At 41.1% G+C, this 16321-nt stretch carries 17 protein-coding genes; 8 read left to right on the forward strand and 9 right to left on the reverse strand.

What is annotated here, in order from left to right:
• Nucleotides 1-8 precede the first annotated feature (8 nt).
• The 4 genes from DFP77_RS13300 to DFP77_RS13315 are packed head-to-tail and all read right to left on the reverse strand — an operon-like array spanning nucleotide 9 to nucleotide 3345.
• On the reverse strand, nucleotides 9-1043 hold the full coding sequence (locus DFP77_RS13300; RefSeq protein ID WP_114412735.1) for an LLM class flavin-dependent oxidoreductase: 1035 nt from the start codon (nucleotides 1041-1043) through the stop codon (nucleotides 9-11).
• The gene (locus DFP77_RS13305) at nucleotides 1040-1948 is read right to left on the reverse strand and encodes a flavin reductase family protein (RefSeq protein WP_114412736.1); all 909 of its coding nucleotides are present in this window, start codon (nucleotides 1946-1948) and stop codon (nucleotides 1040-1042) included. The genes DFP77_RS13300 and DFP77_RS13305 overlap by 4 nt, the downstream gene beginning before the upstream one ends.
• A complete protein-coding gene (locus DFP77_RS13310; RefSeq protein ID WP_114412737.1) occupies nucleotides 1941-2774 on the reverse strand; it encodes an alpha/beta fold hydrolase in 834 nt (277 codons plus the stop codon). The genes DFP77_RS13305 and DFP77_RS13310 overlap by 8 nt, the downstream gene beginning before the upstream one ends.
• The gene (locus DFP77_RS13315; RefSeq protein WP_114412738.1) at nucleotides 2746-3345 is read right to left on the reverse strand and encodes an amino acid synthesis family protein; all 600 of its coding nucleotides are present in this window, start codon (nucleotides 3343-3345) and stop codon (nucleotides 2746-2748) included. The genes DFP77_RS13310 and DFP77_RS13315 overlap by 29 nt, the downstream gene beginning before the upstream one ends.
• Nucleotides 3346-3487: 142 nt before the next feature.
• On the opposite strand from DFP77_RS13315, the gene DFP77_RS13320 reads away from it, so the two are divergent.
• From DFP77_RS13320 to DFP77_RS13355, 7 genes are all read left to right on the forward strand, one after another.
• A complete protein-coding gene (locus DFP77_RS13320) occupies nucleotides 3488-4150 on the forward strand; it encodes a GntR family transcriptional regulator (protein ID WP_114412739.1) in 663 nt (220 codons plus the stop codon).
• Nucleotides 4147-4527 carry a carboxymuconolactone decarboxylase family protein gene (locus DFP77_RS13325; RefSeq protein ID WP_114412740.1) on the forward strand — a complete coding sequence of 127 codons (381 nt, stop codon included), beginning with the start codon at nucleotides 4147-4149 and terminating at the stop codon, nucleotides 4525-4527. Before DFP77_RS13320 ends, DFP77_RS13325 begins: the two co-directional genes overlap by 4 nt.
• 26 nt (nucleotides 4528-4553) lie before the next feature.
• Nucleotides 4554-4847: a DUF1330 domain-containing protein gene (locus tag DFP77_RS13330; RefSeq protein ID WP_114412741.1), complete on the forward strand. Its 294-nt coding sequence runs from the start codon at nucleotides 4554-4556 to the stop codon at nucleotides 4845-4847.
• 354 nt (nucleotides 4848-5201) lie between these two features.
• Nucleotides 5202-6221, forward strand: a complete 1020-nt coding sequence (locus DFP77_RS13340; protein ID WP_114412743.1) for an ABC transporter substrate-binding protein — start codon at nucleotides 5202-5204, stop codon at nucleotides 6219-6221.
• Nucleotides 6222-6300: 79 nt separating this feature from the next.
• Nucleotides 6301-7152, forward strand: a complete 852-nt coding sequence (locus DFP77_RS13345; protein ID WP_114412744.1) for an ABC transporter permease — start codon at nucleotides 6301-6303, stop codon at nucleotides 7150-7152.
• A gap of 2 nt (nucleotides 7153-7154) precedes the next feature.
• Complete coding sequence (locus tag DFP77_RS13350) at nucleotides 7155-7961, forward strand: ABC transporter permease (protein ID WP_114412745.1); 807 nt, start codon at nucleotides 7155-7157, stop codon at nucleotides 7959-7961.
• A gap of 10 nt (nucleotides 7962-7971) precedes the next feature.
• Nucleotides 7972-9114, forward strand: coding sequence for an ABC transporter ATP-binding protein (locus tag DFP77_RS13355; RefSeq protein ID WP_114412746.1), 1143 nt, complete (start codon nucleotides 7972-7974; stop codon nucleotides 9112-9114).
• 204 nt (nucleotides 9115-9318) lie between these two features.
• On the opposite strand, the gene DFP77_RS13360 is transcribed toward DFP77_RS13355, so the two are convergent.
• The 5 genes from DFP77_RS13360 to glnT all read right to left on the reverse strand — a co-directional run bounded on the left by DFP77_RS13360 (nucleotide 9319) and on the right by glnT (nucleotide 15171).
• Entirely contained in the window at nucleotides 9319-10578 is a 1260-nt protein-coding gene (locus DFP77_RS13360; RefSeq protein WP_114412747.1) for an ammonium transporter AmtB, read from the reverse strand.
• Between the two features lie 265 nt (nucleotides 10579-10843).
• Nucleotides 10844-12172, reverse strand: coding sequence for an FMN-binding glutamate synthase family protein (locus DFP77_RS13365; RefSeq protein WP_114412748.1), 1329 nt, complete (start codon nucleotides 12170-12172; stop codon nucleotides 10844-10846).
• A 20-nt stretch (nucleotides 12173-12192) separates the two neighbouring features.
• Nucleotides 12193-12876 (reverse strand): GltB/FmdC/FwdC-like GXGXG domain-containing protein, encoded by a 684-nt coding sequence (locus DFP77_RS13370; protein ID WP_114412749.1) that lies wholly within the window; start codon nucleotides 12874-12876, stop codon nucleotides 12193-12195.
• A gap of 18 nt (nucleotides 12877-12894) precedes the next feature.
• The gene (locus tag DFP77_RS13375) at nucleotides 12895-13794 is read right to left on the reverse strand and encodes a class II glutamine amidotransferase (protein WP_114412750.1); all 900 of its coding nucleotides are present in this window, start codon (nucleotides 13792-13794) and stop codon (nucleotides 12895-12897) included.
• Nucleotides 13795-13836: 42 nt separating this feature from the next.
• On the reverse strand, nucleotides 13837-15171 hold the full coding sequence (glnT, locus tag DFP77_RS13380) for a type III glutamate--ammonia ligase (protein ID WP_114412751.1): 1335 nt from the start codon (nucleotides 15169-15171) through the stop codon (nucleotides 13837-13839).
• A 320-nt stretch (nucleotides 15172-15491) separates the two neighbouring features.
• Here glnT and DFP77_RS13385 point away from each other — a divergent pair, with 320 nt between their 5' ends.
• Nucleotides 15492-16145 carry a helix-turn-helix domain-containing protein gene (locus DFP77_RS13385; protein WP_114412752.1) on the forward strand — a complete coding sequence of 218 codons (654 nt, stop codon included), beginning with the start codon at nucleotides 15492-15494 and terminating at the stop codon, nucleotides 16143-16145.
• The last annotated feature ends 176 nt before the right edge of the window (nucleotides 16146-16321 follow it).

Raw genomic sequence — 16321 nt, forward strand, 5'->3', positions numbered from 1 at the left:
CCTGTTCCTTAATTAAAAGCGGGCATTACTTCATCAATAAAGCGGCGTAAGGACGTTTCTTTTTCTTCGCGACTCATACCGGAATCAGACCAGTATGCAAACTCATCATAGCCAAGCGCTTCATAGTGCTTAAGACGTTCAATAATCTGTTTTGACGTGCCTATCATAAGATCATTTTTAATCGTTTCTTTTTTATAGAACGGGTGATTGTCAATTTCCTCTTGAGTAAGAGATTGAATCAGACCTTGATTAATTGGACGTTCATTCTTAAACCATGCGCCAAAATAACAATAGAATTCATGTAGCTTAGTCGCTGCTTTGTCTGCATCTGCATCATCTTTCGCAACGTATGCATGCTGCAAAATCATTATTTTGGTACGACGATCAAACTTAGCGCAGGCTTCATTGTATTTTTCAATTAACCCTTCAACTTCTTCTAAGCCTTGCCATAAAGGAGTCACTTGCACATTGCAATCATGGCTAATAGCAAATTCATGGCTATTGATATCACGCGCAGCAATCCAAATTGGAGGTCCACCTTCTGTTAATGGTTTTGGTGATGACGTGGTTTTAGGAAAGTTATAATGTTTGCTTTCTTGAATGTGATCGCCCTTCCATAGCCCTTTAATGGCAGGCACCATTTCTCGTAAGCATTCACCAGCACCCCAAGCATCCATGCCACCTGATACCATACGCTCATATTCGAAAGAATAAGCACCGCGAGCAATGCCTAATTCAAGACGACCTTTGGTTATTATGTCTGTCATGGCCGCTTCGCCCGCAAGCTTAATTGGGTGCCAATATGGCGCAACAACGGTACCTGTGCCCAAGCGTATGTTCTTAGTCTGATGAGAGATATCAATTAAATTCAAAAATGGATTGGGCGCTATAGTAAAGTCCATCCCATGATGTTCTCCCGTCCAAACGGTTGTCATACCACCTTCGTCGGCCATTTTACAAAGTGACATAAATTCATCATAAAGATCTTTCTGGCGTTGTTGTTCGTCTACTCGCTCCATGTGAGCAAAAAGTGAAAATTTCATCGTACATCTCCTTCCAATTCATTACCGACATATAAACGGAAAACACCATTACGCTTTTCATGAACGAAGCGCGTGACCATGGACGAAAGGTCCGATGAAGCAAAAACAGCGCCAGAAAGTTCATCTATCGCAACATATTCATAACCTTCAATCTCTTTCTCTGTCATGCTCTCTGCACGATAGAAGGCAACAAAGTTTCCAGAAACAGACTTTTCATAGACAGAAAACACCTGCCCTACTTCTGCCTCTATACCTAAAGAAACAAGCATATTCTTTAAAGTTTGAAGAGATGAAATATCCGCCTGCATCTTGCCTTGAGGCAAACTGAATCCTTTATCAGTTTTTTTCAGTAATAGCTTTTCATTGCATTCAACCAAAGCCCCCACTTGCGCATATTGCTCGTGTGTGATTTCTTCAGCTTTATGCTCCATACCTAAGCTAAAATAACCGCCTTTTGCATAACCGAGTCCGAACTTTTCATTGCTTGAGAATTGCTCCACCTTCCCCATCAGCAACAAATGATCTCCAGCCTCAACTTTTTGAAAAGAAGAACAAGAAAAATGTGCTACCGCCCCATCAATGAGAGGTGTTCCAAATTCATCTGCATGCCACTCAACTTCAGCAAAACGATCGCCTTTAGAGCCAGCAAAGGTATTTGAAGCATGTTGCTGATCTTCAGCTAAAACACTAACAGCGAAGTGATCACAAGATTCAAAAATGTCATAACTCGATAAACGCATCGCAGGACAAACCAACAACAAAGGTGGATCCATAGATACAGAAGTAAATGAGTTAGCAGTGAAGCCTACTTTCTCTCCGGTTTTACTTACTGCCGTAACAACGGTTACTCCAGTCATAAACGAACCAAAAGCATTACGTAGTTCTCGTACGTCAAAATTACTCATAAGACATCTCCTCTGATTGATTAAAACAGCGAGACGCAAAATCAATCATAATAGGGTTTATTTCATTTGAATGAGTCAATGGCGCCATATGTTTTGCGTTTTCAACAATATACGACTGACCTTGGGGACTAATTCCAGCCATATTCTCCGACATAGAAGGCAATGAGTTTGGATCATTTCGACTAGTAATAAACATCGTCGGCACATCAAGCGCATGTAAATCACTTTCTGCCGGTCCATCATTTAAACAAAAAACCTCGTAGGCTTGTCGGTAACCATCTAATGGAGCTTGGCTCAACCACTGACAACACAAATCCGCATAAATCACATCATTACCCTGCACAGGGTAATCAAACCAACGAGCTACCGGGCCAGTTACATTTTGAGCAGTAATATCATTCTTGATTTGCTGAACTCTCGCCAAAACTGCTTTTTTAGCCTCGATAGATCGGCGATAAACGGAGTTAAGCGCTATCACTCCAGCACAAAGTTCTGAATAACGAATAGCGAAATTAAGCGCAATCATCGAGCCCATAGAGTGCCCCGCAATCACAACAGAGGACTTCAACTCTGTTTTTATCCAGCGGGCAATTACATCTGTATATTTAGAGATATCAGTACATTCTTTCATCAGACTACTCTCTCCATGACCAGGCATATCGACAGCATAGACGGTATAGTTTTTAGACAAGGCTTCAAATTGATTAACCCAAGCTTCTAGCCTAAGACCTACACCATGAATAAGAACAAGAGATGGGCCTTGTCCTAATTTTACATAGGACAGACCTGACGGAGATTTAAACCGCTGCAGGGTTTTCAATATCATGCCCTAGCTCCTTCAGCTCCTGGTAACGATCCCCAATACGATGATGTGGTCTACCGCCTGTTGCGCCACCTAACACAACTACAACTTCATCAGCACTTGGGGCATCATTAATGTTGAATTGGAGTGTTAAATAGTGAGATCGCTTGCCGCCATCGTTTTTGTCCATCATTGGAACAGAGATAGGCGCATTTGCTGGACCGCGAGTATTAGTAAAAGATAGGAAGGATTTCGCTTCTACCGCTTCCCTATAGAAATTCCCAAAGTGCAAGGTATGAATCAGAGCAGAAGCATGCTCTATCTCACCATTTAAACCAACAAGAGCGGCCTTACCAAAGGCTTCTATCTTGTCTGCGCCACCAGCCAACTCACAAATTCTATCGGTTAATAGCTTGCCAAGTTGTGGGCCGTACTCCAAAACGATCGGTTTTAAATCTTCAACATACCTTCCAGACCATGGGTTTTTAATGACTGCGGCAACGGCAAACATTCGAAGAGACTTATCCGCTTCTTTAAAACCTTCAACTAGTGTCTCTTCTTCAAAACTAACGATTTTGCGAATTTCTAAAGACATACTCATTCCTACAATAAAAATATTTATTTGTCATATGGTATACCATATGACACAATATTAAACATACTATCCTACTGGGTGCAATAGGAAATATGCTACTATTTCGAAATAATTGATTAAGGCATTATTAGAGGAATATCTAATGCAGAAAGTTGAGCGCCCAAAGACATTAAAGGAAAGTGCACTTGAATCTTTACGAGGAGCCATTACAAGTAATCTACTAAAACCAGGAGACAGATTAGTAGAGAGAACCCTATGTGAAAGTATGGGCGTAAGTAGAACAGTTGTTAGAGAATGTATTCGACACCTAGAAAGTGAAAGGCTCGTTGTGGGGATACCAAACTCCGGCTTTATCGTTGCCTCAATCAGCGATGCAGAAGTAAAAGAAATTTATGAAATCCGTACCTTACTTGAATGCTCAGCAGTGAAAGCCTGTAGCCAAAAAGCCACACCAGACGTCATTAAACAACTCTATAAACTACACGATGAAATCGCACACCATTTGCTTAATGATGATGTGAAAACAAGCTTAAATATTACAAAAGACTATTACGAGCTCATTTTTAAAACCGCTGAAAAACACGTTTCTTGGGATCTGGTTGAACAACTCAACTCTCGAATTTCTCGATTAAGAGCCCTAACGCTCAGCTCAACAGGCCGAAAAACATCAGGACCAAAAGACTTATTCGACATCATCAAAGCACTGGAAAAAAAGGATTCTGAGCAAGCAGGAGAAATTTGTGCTCGCCATTTACAAGAAGCTTATGAAATCGCCATGCAAACTGACCAAGGAATAGAAAAATGAATAAAGAGTTATTTGAACTAGGAATAAGTAAACGCAAAGAAACATTAGGCTCAGAGTACGTTGAGAACAACCTAACGAAAGCCGATGGGTTTAATCGTCCCTTTCAAGAAGCAATGACAGAATGGTGCTGGGGATTTGGTTGGGGAGACGAAACCATCGAAGCAAAAACTCGCTCAATGATGAACTTATCAATGATTGCTGCCCTAGGAAAAATGGAAGAGTGGGAACTGCATCTCAAGGGTGCCATTAACAATGGTGTTAGTGTTGAAGAAATACGCGCAATTATTCATGTTATTGCTATCTATTGTGGCGTACCACAAGGCGTTGAATGTTTCCGAATAGCACGAGCGGTACTTACTGAACAAGGCCTACTTTAACATGTAATCAATAAGAGGAAAAATATATGAAAGGATACTGGGTTGCATTTGTAAACGTTAATGATAAAGCAAAATACCAAGATTATTTAGGGCTAGCTCCAGCCGCACTACAAAAGTATGGTGCTAAACTGCTTTCCCGAGGTGAAGATATTACCGTCATCGAAGGCTTTAATACTCCACCAGATAGAGCGGTAGTATTTGAATTCGAAAGTTATGATATCGCATTACAGTGTTACCACTCACCAGAATATCAAGAAGCAAAAAAACATCGAAGTGACTGCGCAAGCGCAAACATACTTATTATGAATGGACTCAAATAGAACCCTAATTTTTTAGGGAGTCTTATACAATTTGGTAGAACCTTACCGTCAGCTTTCTACCAAATATTTCTGTATTTCTTTATCCTTAATAAATAATAACCTTCTCTGAAGTAGCTGAATAACGTCTCAAAACGTACTTTTTCATCCGATTTAATACTGCGTATATAAGCAATTATTTCCTCTGCGAAGAATCTAAAAAAAAGCAAAAATATACTTGCATATAATATGGTATACCATATTATCGATAGATAAGGTTGTTTTTTGCTCAATAAAAAAATCAGTGTTTTAAATACAATCTTGTCGCCAAAAACACAAAAAATTGGTGTGTAAAAATTCACAAGAGGAACAAAATTGATGAAAACTAAATTAAAAAATGTAGTCATTGCTGCACTCTGCACGGCAGGTGTTGCCAATGTTTATGCTCAGGAATCTATCAACTTTGTAAGCTGGGGGGGGTCTACTCAAGACGCTCAAACAGAAGCGTGGGCACTCCCGTTCACTGGTGAAACAGGCATCAAAGTTATTCAAGATGGTCCAACAGATTACGGCAAACTAAAAGCGATGGTTGAAAGTGGTAATGTTCAGTGGGACATCGTCGATGTTGAAGCTGACTTTGCTTATCGTGCAGCAGCAGAAGGACTTCTTGAGCCTTTAGACTTTTCAGTCATCGATAAGTCAAATATAGATCCTCGTTTCGTCTCCGATTATGGTATTGGCTCTTTCTATTTCTCATTTGTCTTAGCCTACAACAAGAGCAAACTCCCTTCTGGAGAACCCCAAAATTGGAACGCCCTATTTGACACAAAAACCTACCCAGGCAAGCGAGCTTTATACAAATGGCCAAGCCCTGGCGTATTAGAGTTAGCGTTATTAGCCGATGGTGTTCCTGCAGCCAACCTATATCCTCTTGATCTAGAGCGAGCCTTTAAAAAATTAGACACTATTAAGAAAGACATCGTTTGGTGGGGCGGTGGTGCTCAATCGCAACAATTACTTGCCTCTGGTGAAGTGGCTCTTGGTCAATTCTGGAATGGACGAATATTCTCTCTTCAAGCCGATGGTTTACCTGTTGGTATTAGTTGGAAACAGAACCTAGTTATGTCTGATTTTCTAGTCATTCCGAAAGGCGCGAAAAACAAAGGGGCTGCAATGAAGTTCCTAGCATACTCATCTAGCGCCCAAGGACAGGCAGATTTTGCGACAATAACAGCGTATTCACCTATCAACACAGGCAGTGAAGAGTTGTTAGATGAAGGTTTAGCAGCCTACTTACCAACTAATTATACTAATGATCAAGTTTCCCTAGATTACCGCTATTGGGCAGAAAATGGTCCTGAAATCGCTCAACGATGGAATAATTGGCTATTAAAATAATGCCTATTCCGTCGTTCTGATTTACTTTTTTTAGGATGGTGTTCACACACCATCCTCTTATATTTAGGGGACTTTCACGATGTTTATGATTTCTTCTAGAAAGAAATGGAACAACGTCACTCTTTTATTTCCAATAATCCTGTTCTTGTTTCTCTTCTTTATAATACCTTTAGCAAGTTTGCTTCTACGCAGCTTGACCGAGCCAACGTTTGGGCTGCAAAACTTTGAGCAGTTGTTAGCCACATCAACTTACGTACAGGTTCTATTCAATACCTTCCTTGTTGCTACCTTAGTGACCGTAATTTCGTTGTTAATAGGGTTTCCTTTAGCTTGGTGTATCACCTTAATGCCTAAAGGATGGGGACGTTTTTTAATCAGCATTATCTTACTGTCCATGTGGACTAGCTTATTGGCAAGAACCTATTCATGGCTGGTTTTACTGCAATCATCGGGCATTATTAATAAAACATTGATGGCGATTGGCATAATCAACCAGCCTCTAGAGATGGTGCACAACCTAACAGGCGTCATCATTGGCATGAGTTACATAATGGTTCCTTTTATTGTTCTGCCCTTACAGGCTTGTATGTCTGCGATTGATCCTATGGTTTTACAAGCGGCATCCATTTGTGGAGCTTCTGCTCGAACCGTCTTTTTCCGTATTTTTTTACCTTTATGTAAACCAGGACTTTTCTCTGGTGCACTAATGGTATTTGTTATGTCACTAGGCTACTACGTAACTCCAGCGCTACTGGGTGGTGTTAGAGATATGATGCTGCCTGAATTTATCGTTCAGCAAATACAGAATTTCTTGAACTGGGGTATGGCAAGTGCATCAGCCGTTCTACTGATTCTTATTACTCTCGTTCTGTTTTACCTCTATTTAAAAGTACAAACAGACTCACCCGTTTCGTCGAACACAGGAGCCTAACTATGCTACTTTCACACGGTTCACTTGGATGGAAGCTTAAATCATCTCTTTATATCATTACGGGGGTTATTGCCGCTTTTTTAGCATTGCCTATTTTTTTTATAATGGCCTTATCCTTTGGTTCGTCTCAGTGGCTTGTGTTTCCACCACCATCTTGGACACTAAAATGGTACGAACGCTTTTTTGATAACTCACAATGGATTGAGTCAGCAATAACAAGCTTACAAGTTGCCAGTCTGACGTCTATCATTGCCACATTGCTCGCCATCCCCGCCTCTTTCGCGCTGGTACGAGGTCAATTCCGAGGAAGAGATTATTTATATACTTTCTTCACTCTACCAATGGTGGTGCCGGTTGTTATTATTGCGGTTGCAGTCTACGGAACCTTTCTTAATTTAGGACTCACTGGGACCTTGTTCGCCTTTGTTGCCAGTCACGTCATAATTGCATTGCCTTTTGCTATTATTTCAATCATTAACTCCCTTCGACTTTTTGATAAATCCATTGAAGATGCGGCTGTAATCTGTGGCGCTCATCGCATTCAAGCGATTATCAAAGTGACGTTTCCTGCCATTAAACCGGGGGTTATTTCCGCTGCACTGTTCTCATTTTTGGTGTCATGGGACGAAGTAGTTATTAGTGTAATGATGGCCAGCCCAAACTTACAAACGCTTCCAGTCAAAATGTGGTCAACCCTTCGACAGGACCTGACTCCGGTTATTGCCGTCGCATCGACACTTCTTATTTTACTTTCATTGTTAATTATGATCATTGCCAGCTTTGTTCGTAAACAAAGTAATCACCACTAGGAGACATATTATGAGCTTACAGACAAACACGATGACTCAATCCCCTTTAGTTTGTTTACGAGAATTAAATAAAGAATATGGCAACTTTACTGCTGTAGACCATATCAATTTGGACATTAGAAAAGGCGAATTTTTAACCTTTTTAGGATCTAGCGGTTCGGGTAAAAGCACGACACTTTCCATGATTGCAGGCTTTGAAACACCGACATCAGGCGAAATATTACTGAATGATGCTTCCCTTATTAACATTCCCTCGCATAAGCGAGGTATTGGCATGGTCTTTCAACATTACTCTTTATTCCCGCATATGAGCGTGCGAGACAACATTGGCTTTCCACTCGATATTCGCAAAGTAGCAAAAGATGAACGCGACAAAAAAGTGGATGAAATATTACAACTAGTACAACTTGAAGCTTTTGCAGATCGCCGTCCATCTATGCTATCTGGTGGACAAAAACAACGTGTTGCCATTGCCCGAGCTTTGGTCTACGAGCCTGAAATACTATTAATGGATGAGCCATTAGGCGCTCTTGATAAAAAGCTAAGGGAAGATTTGCAAGATGAACTTCGCTTATTACATAAAAGACTTGGCATTACGATTGTCTATGTCACTCATGACCAAGATGAGGCTATGCGCCTATCTGAACGAATTGCCATTTTTAAAGAGGGTGAAATCGTTGGTTTAGGTACAGGTAAAGATTTATATCGTAAACCACCAAATGCATTCGTCGCTTCGTTTTTAGGAAACTCAAATTTCTTAAAAATCAATGTGACTGGTGCAGCTTCTGCACAACTAGATAAACATCACATTATATTGGACGATTTACATGTGATGCCAATAAACCAACAAGCACTACTAATGATTCGACCAGAAAATCTACAAATACTCACCCCAGAACAAGCTAAAAATGAGGCTTTAATAAACGGATTTAATCAAATATCTGGAACAGTCAATGAATCTGTTTTTCTTGGAGAAAGCCTTACTTGCAGTATCACGATCCCATCCGGTGAACAATTAATCAGTAAGAACATCGCAACTGAGCAGCCTGATTTAGAACCGGGCTCAACTGTTTTCATTCGATGGAATAGCAAGCATAGCTCTCTGTATTCAAAATGGGAGCAAAGTGATATTAATAAGAATTCAGCCCAATAATCCTCAAAAGTATAATTAGTCACCTTAGGGGAATGGAATATACATTCCCTTTTATATGCTAAAAGTCTTTCAATAAATACATTACTAATGCTTTATAAAGGCTGGGGGATTGAAAGGAATTTGAGGGGAATAAATAATAAAAGGCCCCTTTCGGGGCCTTTAGGTCACGCTATCGGGGGGCGCGACATACAGTAGCGTAAAACACTACTTATTGGCTTCTACACCAAACTCTGGGTAAGCATGCATACCACACTCATGCATATCCATTCCCTCTAATTCTTCCTCTTCGCTTGCACGAAGACCCATAATTTTCTTAATAATCCACAAAGAAATAATGGTCATCACAAACATCCAAATAAAGGTACAAATCATGCCGGTGAATTGACCGAAAAAAGTCGCGTCATCGTTTGATATCAGAACAGCAAAGATGCCCCAAATACCTGCTGAACCATGAACAGAAATGGCTCCAACTGGATCATCAATTTTCAATTTATCCATTGCTAAAACAGAAAGCACAACAACAATACCGCCAACCGCACCAATCAATGATGACATAGCCGCTGAAGGCGCAAGTGGTTCAGCGGTAATAGCCACTAGGCCTGCTAACGCACCATTAATTGTCATTGTTAAATCAGTCTTACCAAATAAGAAACGCGCAAAAAGAGCCGCTGCAATCATTCCTGTTGCAGCTGCCGCATTGGTATTAACAAAAATTTTGGCAACCGCGTTGGCCTCTTCAACATTGGATATTTTTAGTTCTGAGCCACCATTAAAACCAAACCATCCCATCCAAAGAATAAACATACCTAATGTAGCAAGTGGCAAGTTAGCACCTGGAATAGCACGAACTTCTCCGTTCTTCCCATAACGACCTTTACGAGGGCCAACCATAATTACAGCCGCCAACGCTGCAGAGGCGCCAGCCATATGCACAACAACTGATCCCGCAAAATCCTGGAAGCCCAATTGATCTAGAAAGCCACCGCCCCATTTCCAATACCCTTCTACAGGATAGATAACTGCAACCATTACCACAGCAAAAACTAGGAAAGGCCATAAACGCATCCTTTCTGCAACAGCGCCGGATACAATCGACATTGTTGCAGCGGCAAAAACAGCTTGGAAAATAAAGTCAGCCATAGACGAATAATACGGAGCGTCATCAGAGCCTCCTATGACAGCATCGACAACATTATCGTCTCCCAAGAAAAAGTTAATGCCGGGAATATAGGCACTAATAGGATCAACTGGATACATGATGTTGTAGCCAACACATAGATAAACAAAGCACGCAATACCATAAAGTAGTGCGTTTTTATTTAATATCTCCACTGTATTTTTACCACGAACAAGCCCGGCTTCTAACATTGCAAAACCAGCGGCCATCCACATTACTAGCGCAGCACACATCAGGAAATAAAATGTATCCAGCGCATAGCTAACTTCAATTACCATATTGCCCATAGATATAAACTCCAAGTTGAGAAAACATAAAATTTACTATCAAGAAAATAAATTTCTTCATAGGACAACTTCAAGTTCTAGGCCAACAATATTTAAGATACTGAAAAATAAGAAGTAATTTATTAATATTTGATATATGAAATGAAAGTTTATCTGGGCAAAAGAACAACATTAGTAAGGCACTAGAAAGAATCAAAAAAATAAATTTCGCACAAAAAAAAGCCACGTCATAAACGTGGCCAAAACTGGGTGACATTCAATTAATTTAGAATCTTTGACCAGGAATCCAGTTTGTTCCCGCTAAAGGAACTCGCGCCATTGCAGCAGATTCAACTGTCAAAGCAACAAGGTCTTCTGGCTCTAAATTACGTAAATCATTCTTACCGCAGGCACGCGCCAATGTTTGTGCCTCAAGCGTTAATACACGAAGATAATTTGCCAAACGGCGACCAGCCTCCACAGGGTCTAGACGTTTCATTAGTTCAGGATCCTGAGTGGATATACCGGCCGGATCTTTACCTTCTTGGTAATCATCATAAAAACCAGCAGCAGAGCCAATCGCCTTATAGTCTTCATCCCATTTAGGATCGTTACATCCTAAAGCAACCAACGCTGCCGTACCTATCGCTACGGCATCTGCGCCTAGCGCCATACACTTCGCAACATCAGCACCATTTCGGATACCTCCAGAAACAATAAGCTGCACTTTGCGGTGCATACCCATTTCTTGCAATGCTTGAACTGCTTGAGGAATAGCCGCCATCGTTGGAATACCAACATGCTCGATAAAGACATCTTGCGTTGCCGCTGTGCCACCTTGCATACCATCAACAACAATCACATCTGCGCCAGCTTTTACTGCTAACTTCACATCATAGTAAGTTCGTGTCGCACCTACTTTAATATAAATAGGTACTTCCCAGTCGGTAATTTCTCGTAACTCTTGAATCTTAATAGCAAGATCATCAGGCCCAGTCCAATCTGGATGACGGCAAGCTGAACGCTGATCAATACCTTTCGGTAAGTTACGCATTTGAGCAACACGATCTGTGATCTTCTGCCCAAGTAGCATACCGCCGCCACCAGGTTTAGCGCCTTGACCAAGCACGACTTCAATAGCATCCGCTTTACGCAGATCATCTGGATTCATACCGTAACGAGAAGGCAGATACTGATAAACCAATTTACTAGATTGACCACGTTCTTCAGGCGTCATGCCGCCATCCCCTGTGGTTGTAGATGTGCCAACAATCGACGCGCCTCGTCCCAATGCTTCTTTTGCATTCGCCGATAAAGCCCCAAAACTCATCCCTGCTATGGTCACCGGAATATCTAACTTAATGGGTTTCTTGGCGAAGCGATCACCCAAAATAACTGACGTATTACAAGTCTCACGATAACCTTCTAATGGGTAGCGAGACATACTCGCCCCTAAGAACAAAAGGTCATCAAAATGCGGCACTTTACGTTTTGCCCCAAAACCACGGATGTCATAAATACCAGTATTTGCTGCACGGCGAATTTCAGCCATCGTGGCACGATCAAACGTAGCGGACTCTTTTAAGCTAGGATTGTTGTTTGTATCATTGCTCATAGTAAAAACCTCTCAGAAAATTAGTAAGCCGATGCATTGTCAACTTTGAAGGTGTAAAGCTGGCGAGCTGATCCATAGCGCTTAAAATCAAGAGGATTTTCATCCACTCCCGCTTTCTCTAATAAACCTTTCAACTCAGCAACATGCTCGCTTCGCATTTCTTTTTCAATGCAATCTGCCCCAAGGGATTTAACCGTCCCTTTTACATAGATATGCACTTCATACAAAGAGTCACCTAATGCCTCACCCGCATCTCCACACACAACAAGTGATCCAGATTGCCCCATAAAACAACTCATGTGACCGATACTGCCTTTAACAACAATGTCGACGCCTTTCATCGAAATACCACAACGAGCACCCGCATTGCCTTCGATAACCAAAAGCCCACCATGCGCCGTTGCTCCGGCAGCTTGAGACGCATCACCTTTGATACGCACAACGCCTGACATCATATTTTCAGCAACCCCCTGCCCTGCATTTCCATGAACCGTGATATTGGCGGTTTTATTCATCCCTGCGCAGAAGTAACCTGCATGCCCATGAATATCAACCGAGATATCCGCGTCCAACCCAACAGCAATGTTGTGATTACCTTTAGGGTTGGTCACAACCCATTCTTTTTCAGTTAAATTATCTTTGCACTCATGTAAGGCTTTATTTAAATCTCGTACAGATTGAGCGGCTAAATCGACAGTCATCATTTTCAAATTCTCCTAAAACTATTTACGTTCCCAAATGTAGAAAGTAGCGGGCTCTGGCTCCCAAACTTTGGCATTTTCGATACCAGGTAAGGTAACCAAAGCTTGGTACTCTGATGCCATTGCAACGTAATCATCTGTTTCAGCAAGCACCGCAGGTTTACAAGCAATTGGGTCACGCATAACAGCAAAGCCGTCTTTAGTACCAATAGTAAAAGTAAAAAATCCATCAAGATCTTTCAGTGCATTTTCCAAGGCCTCTTTTAATGTATCACCTTGGTTAAGACGCCAAGTTAAATAGCCAGCCGCCACTTCGGAATCGTTTTCCGTTTCAAACGTAATGCCTTCGCGTTTTAGTTTATCTCGCAGACGATTGTGATTTGACAGCGATCCATTATGGACAAGACACAAATCAGAACCCGTCGAAAAAGGGTGGCTACCTTCCATGGTTACTGCAGACTCTGTCGCCATACGAGTATGGCCAATGATATGACTGCCCTTCATTCCACTTAGGTTAAATTTCGAAGCAATATTTTCAGGCAACCCAACTTCTTTTAGAATTTCAATAGAAGAGCCTGCACTCAAAATCAAAACATCAGGATAAAGCTCATCCAGCGCGCTACGGGCAGAACTCTCATCCGTGTTAATTTTTAGCACTGCGACATTCGCGTTTTGCATCCATTTGATTTCACAACCTAATGACGCTGATAGCTTGTCACTCAGCTTTTCCCAGCTAAAGGCTTCATCAGGATGTCTTAATGTTAACTTGACCCAACCTTCACCAACTTCATCACCATAAATGGCAAAACCTGCACTATCTGGACCACGATCTGTCATTGAAATGAGCATTGGCTCAAACAACTCACCCAAATTTTTTTCAAACTTATCGTTTTTTAAATAAAGCCCAACAATTCCACACATAGTAGAAACCTCAATATATTTTTAAAACTTAACATTGGATAATTAAAAGAACTCGGCATATTTTTCGACTTCCCAAGAAGATACTTGGCGAGAATACTCATTCCATTCGGCACGTTTCACTTTAATAAATTCCGCGACAAGGTTTTCCCCCATGGCCTCAATAAAAACAGAATCCTTTTCTAATTCATCAAGTGCATCACCAAGGGATTGAGGAAGAATAGAAATATTCTTGGCAATAATATCTTCTAGAGAAAGATCATAAAGATTGATGTTCATCGGTTCGCCTGGATCAAGCTCACGTTCTATACCGTCTAGGCCCGCAGCAATTAAAGCGGAATGAACAAGATAAGGATTGCACCCAGAATCAGGTAGTCGAAACTCCAAACGACCATACGGCACACGAACCAAAGCTGAACGATTGTTATCGCCGTAGCACACGTAAGCTGGTGCCCAGGTCGCACCTGAACTATTGCCACCAACAACTAAACGCTTATATGAATTCACTGTCGGAGCGGCAAACGCACAAATCGCTTTGGCGTGCGCCAGAATACCCGCCGTAAAGTGATACGCTAATTTTGAAAGGCCCATGCCATTTTTATCACTGTCATCGTTGAATAAGTTCTTACCAGACTCATCTGTGATAGATAAATGGAAATGCATGCCATTGCCTGTTTTATCTGGGGCAGGTTTTGGCATAAATGAACAGATCATCCCCATATCGTTAGCAATTTCACCAGCTGCCATACGAACAAATGTGAATCGATCAGCAGACTCTAGCGCATCGCCATAGGTGTAGTTAATTTCAAACTGGCCATTCGCATCTTCGTGATCAATTTGGTAAACATCAAAATTTACCGCTTGTAATGACTCGACTAAACGCTCTAGGAACTCACGAGAACGAGAAAGTCCTTTATAGTCATAACAGGGCTTAGCAAGCTTATCGGACTTGTCCACTGGAAGTAGCTCGCCATACTCGCCTTTTTTGAACAAGTAAAACTCTGGCTCAAGCCCAGTATTTAAAGTCCAACCTTTGTCTTCTAAGCGCTTAATTTGATTTTTTAGCACGACACGTGAGCAATATGGATGAGGCTCATTATTCACATATCCATCGCAGACCAACCTTGCATAACCTGGCTGCCAAGGGACAATACTTAATGTAGAGAGATCACCACGTGCCAAAAAATCAGGACCATGAGGTTCCATAGCAAGACCAGTAACGGCAAAACCTGCAAAGCCAGCCCCCTTTTCGACAACATCAAAAATATTCTTTGCAGGCACCGATTTTGTTTTTGCTACGCCATGAATATCCACAAACTGCGCTAAAACATATTTGATATTATTATCTTTAAGAAAGCCTTCTACTGCATCTGATTGCATTGCTGATCTCCTAACTTATGGTGAACGTAATGTGTGTTCTTGTTGATGAACCAAACAACCAAAGCAAAATATCCAAAAATCTCACTAATACTGTTAGTAATAACCCTTTATAATCTTGCCTGAGTCGATATCGCATCAGATAAAAACCCCATAATATTCTCTATAGGAATTTTTATTTCCCTATAGGAAAGCAACATGCCTGCCAAAAATTGATTTTTAGGAATTTTTTTTTCCTAGCAGTGTAAGATAATGATTTTTATGGTCTAAAATTACTTAAAGAACGGAATAACCATTGCAAAGAGACAAGAAGGCCAATAACAATGAAGAAAAATGCACCATCCAGGCACGCCAATGCGCTAAATGAGGGCGAGATCATTCAAACAAGAGACACGTCCCCTAAATTAAAGCTTGAGGAATACATTGCGATGCACGTAAGACGCAAACGTGTAGCACAAGATTTAAAAATCACTGACGTCGCACGTATAGCAAAATTAAGCCAAGGAATGGTGAGTAAAATAGAAAATGCACAAGTATCGACGAGCCTTGATACGCTTAGCCGTCTTTGCGACGCTATTGGCTTATCAATCTCACAGTTATTTGCCGACTATGACCGCCCTGAAGGCGGTGCTCTACTTACTAAATCTGGACAGGGCATGGAAGTGGTACGTAGAGGAACAGAAAAAGGCCATACCTATCAGCTGCTGAGCTATAGTCGTGGCAAAAAGCAGCTCTATGAACCTTTCTTAATTACTATGGATGATGCAAGTGAGGTTTTTCCTACTTTCTCTCACCCTGGACAAGAGTTTATACACTTACTGGAAGGCCAAATACTTTATCGTCACGGCAACCACTTATATAACATGCAGGCGGGAGACTCTTTATCATTTGACGCTGAAATTCCTCATGGTCCAGAGGTGCTTGAACAAGTCCCCATTAAACTATTGTCGTTCATCATGCATGAAAATAAAAATTAGTAATCTATATATTACTGAATAAAAGATACGAGCCAACTACTAATTATGCATTCTTACAAAAACAGCCGGCTAAAATTTTTTATACAAATAAGATACAACAATAAAGACCAAACACTAGGTTCGGCCTTTATAATTTACACGTTCTAATTAATAAAATTAGTAGATATAAAATTGGA

Source organism: Marinomonas foliarum (assembly GCF_003337275.1).
Taxonomy (GTDB): domain Bacteria; phylum Pseudomonadota; class Gammaproteobacteria; order Pseudomonadales; family Marinomonadaceae; genus Marinomonas; species Marinomonas foliarum.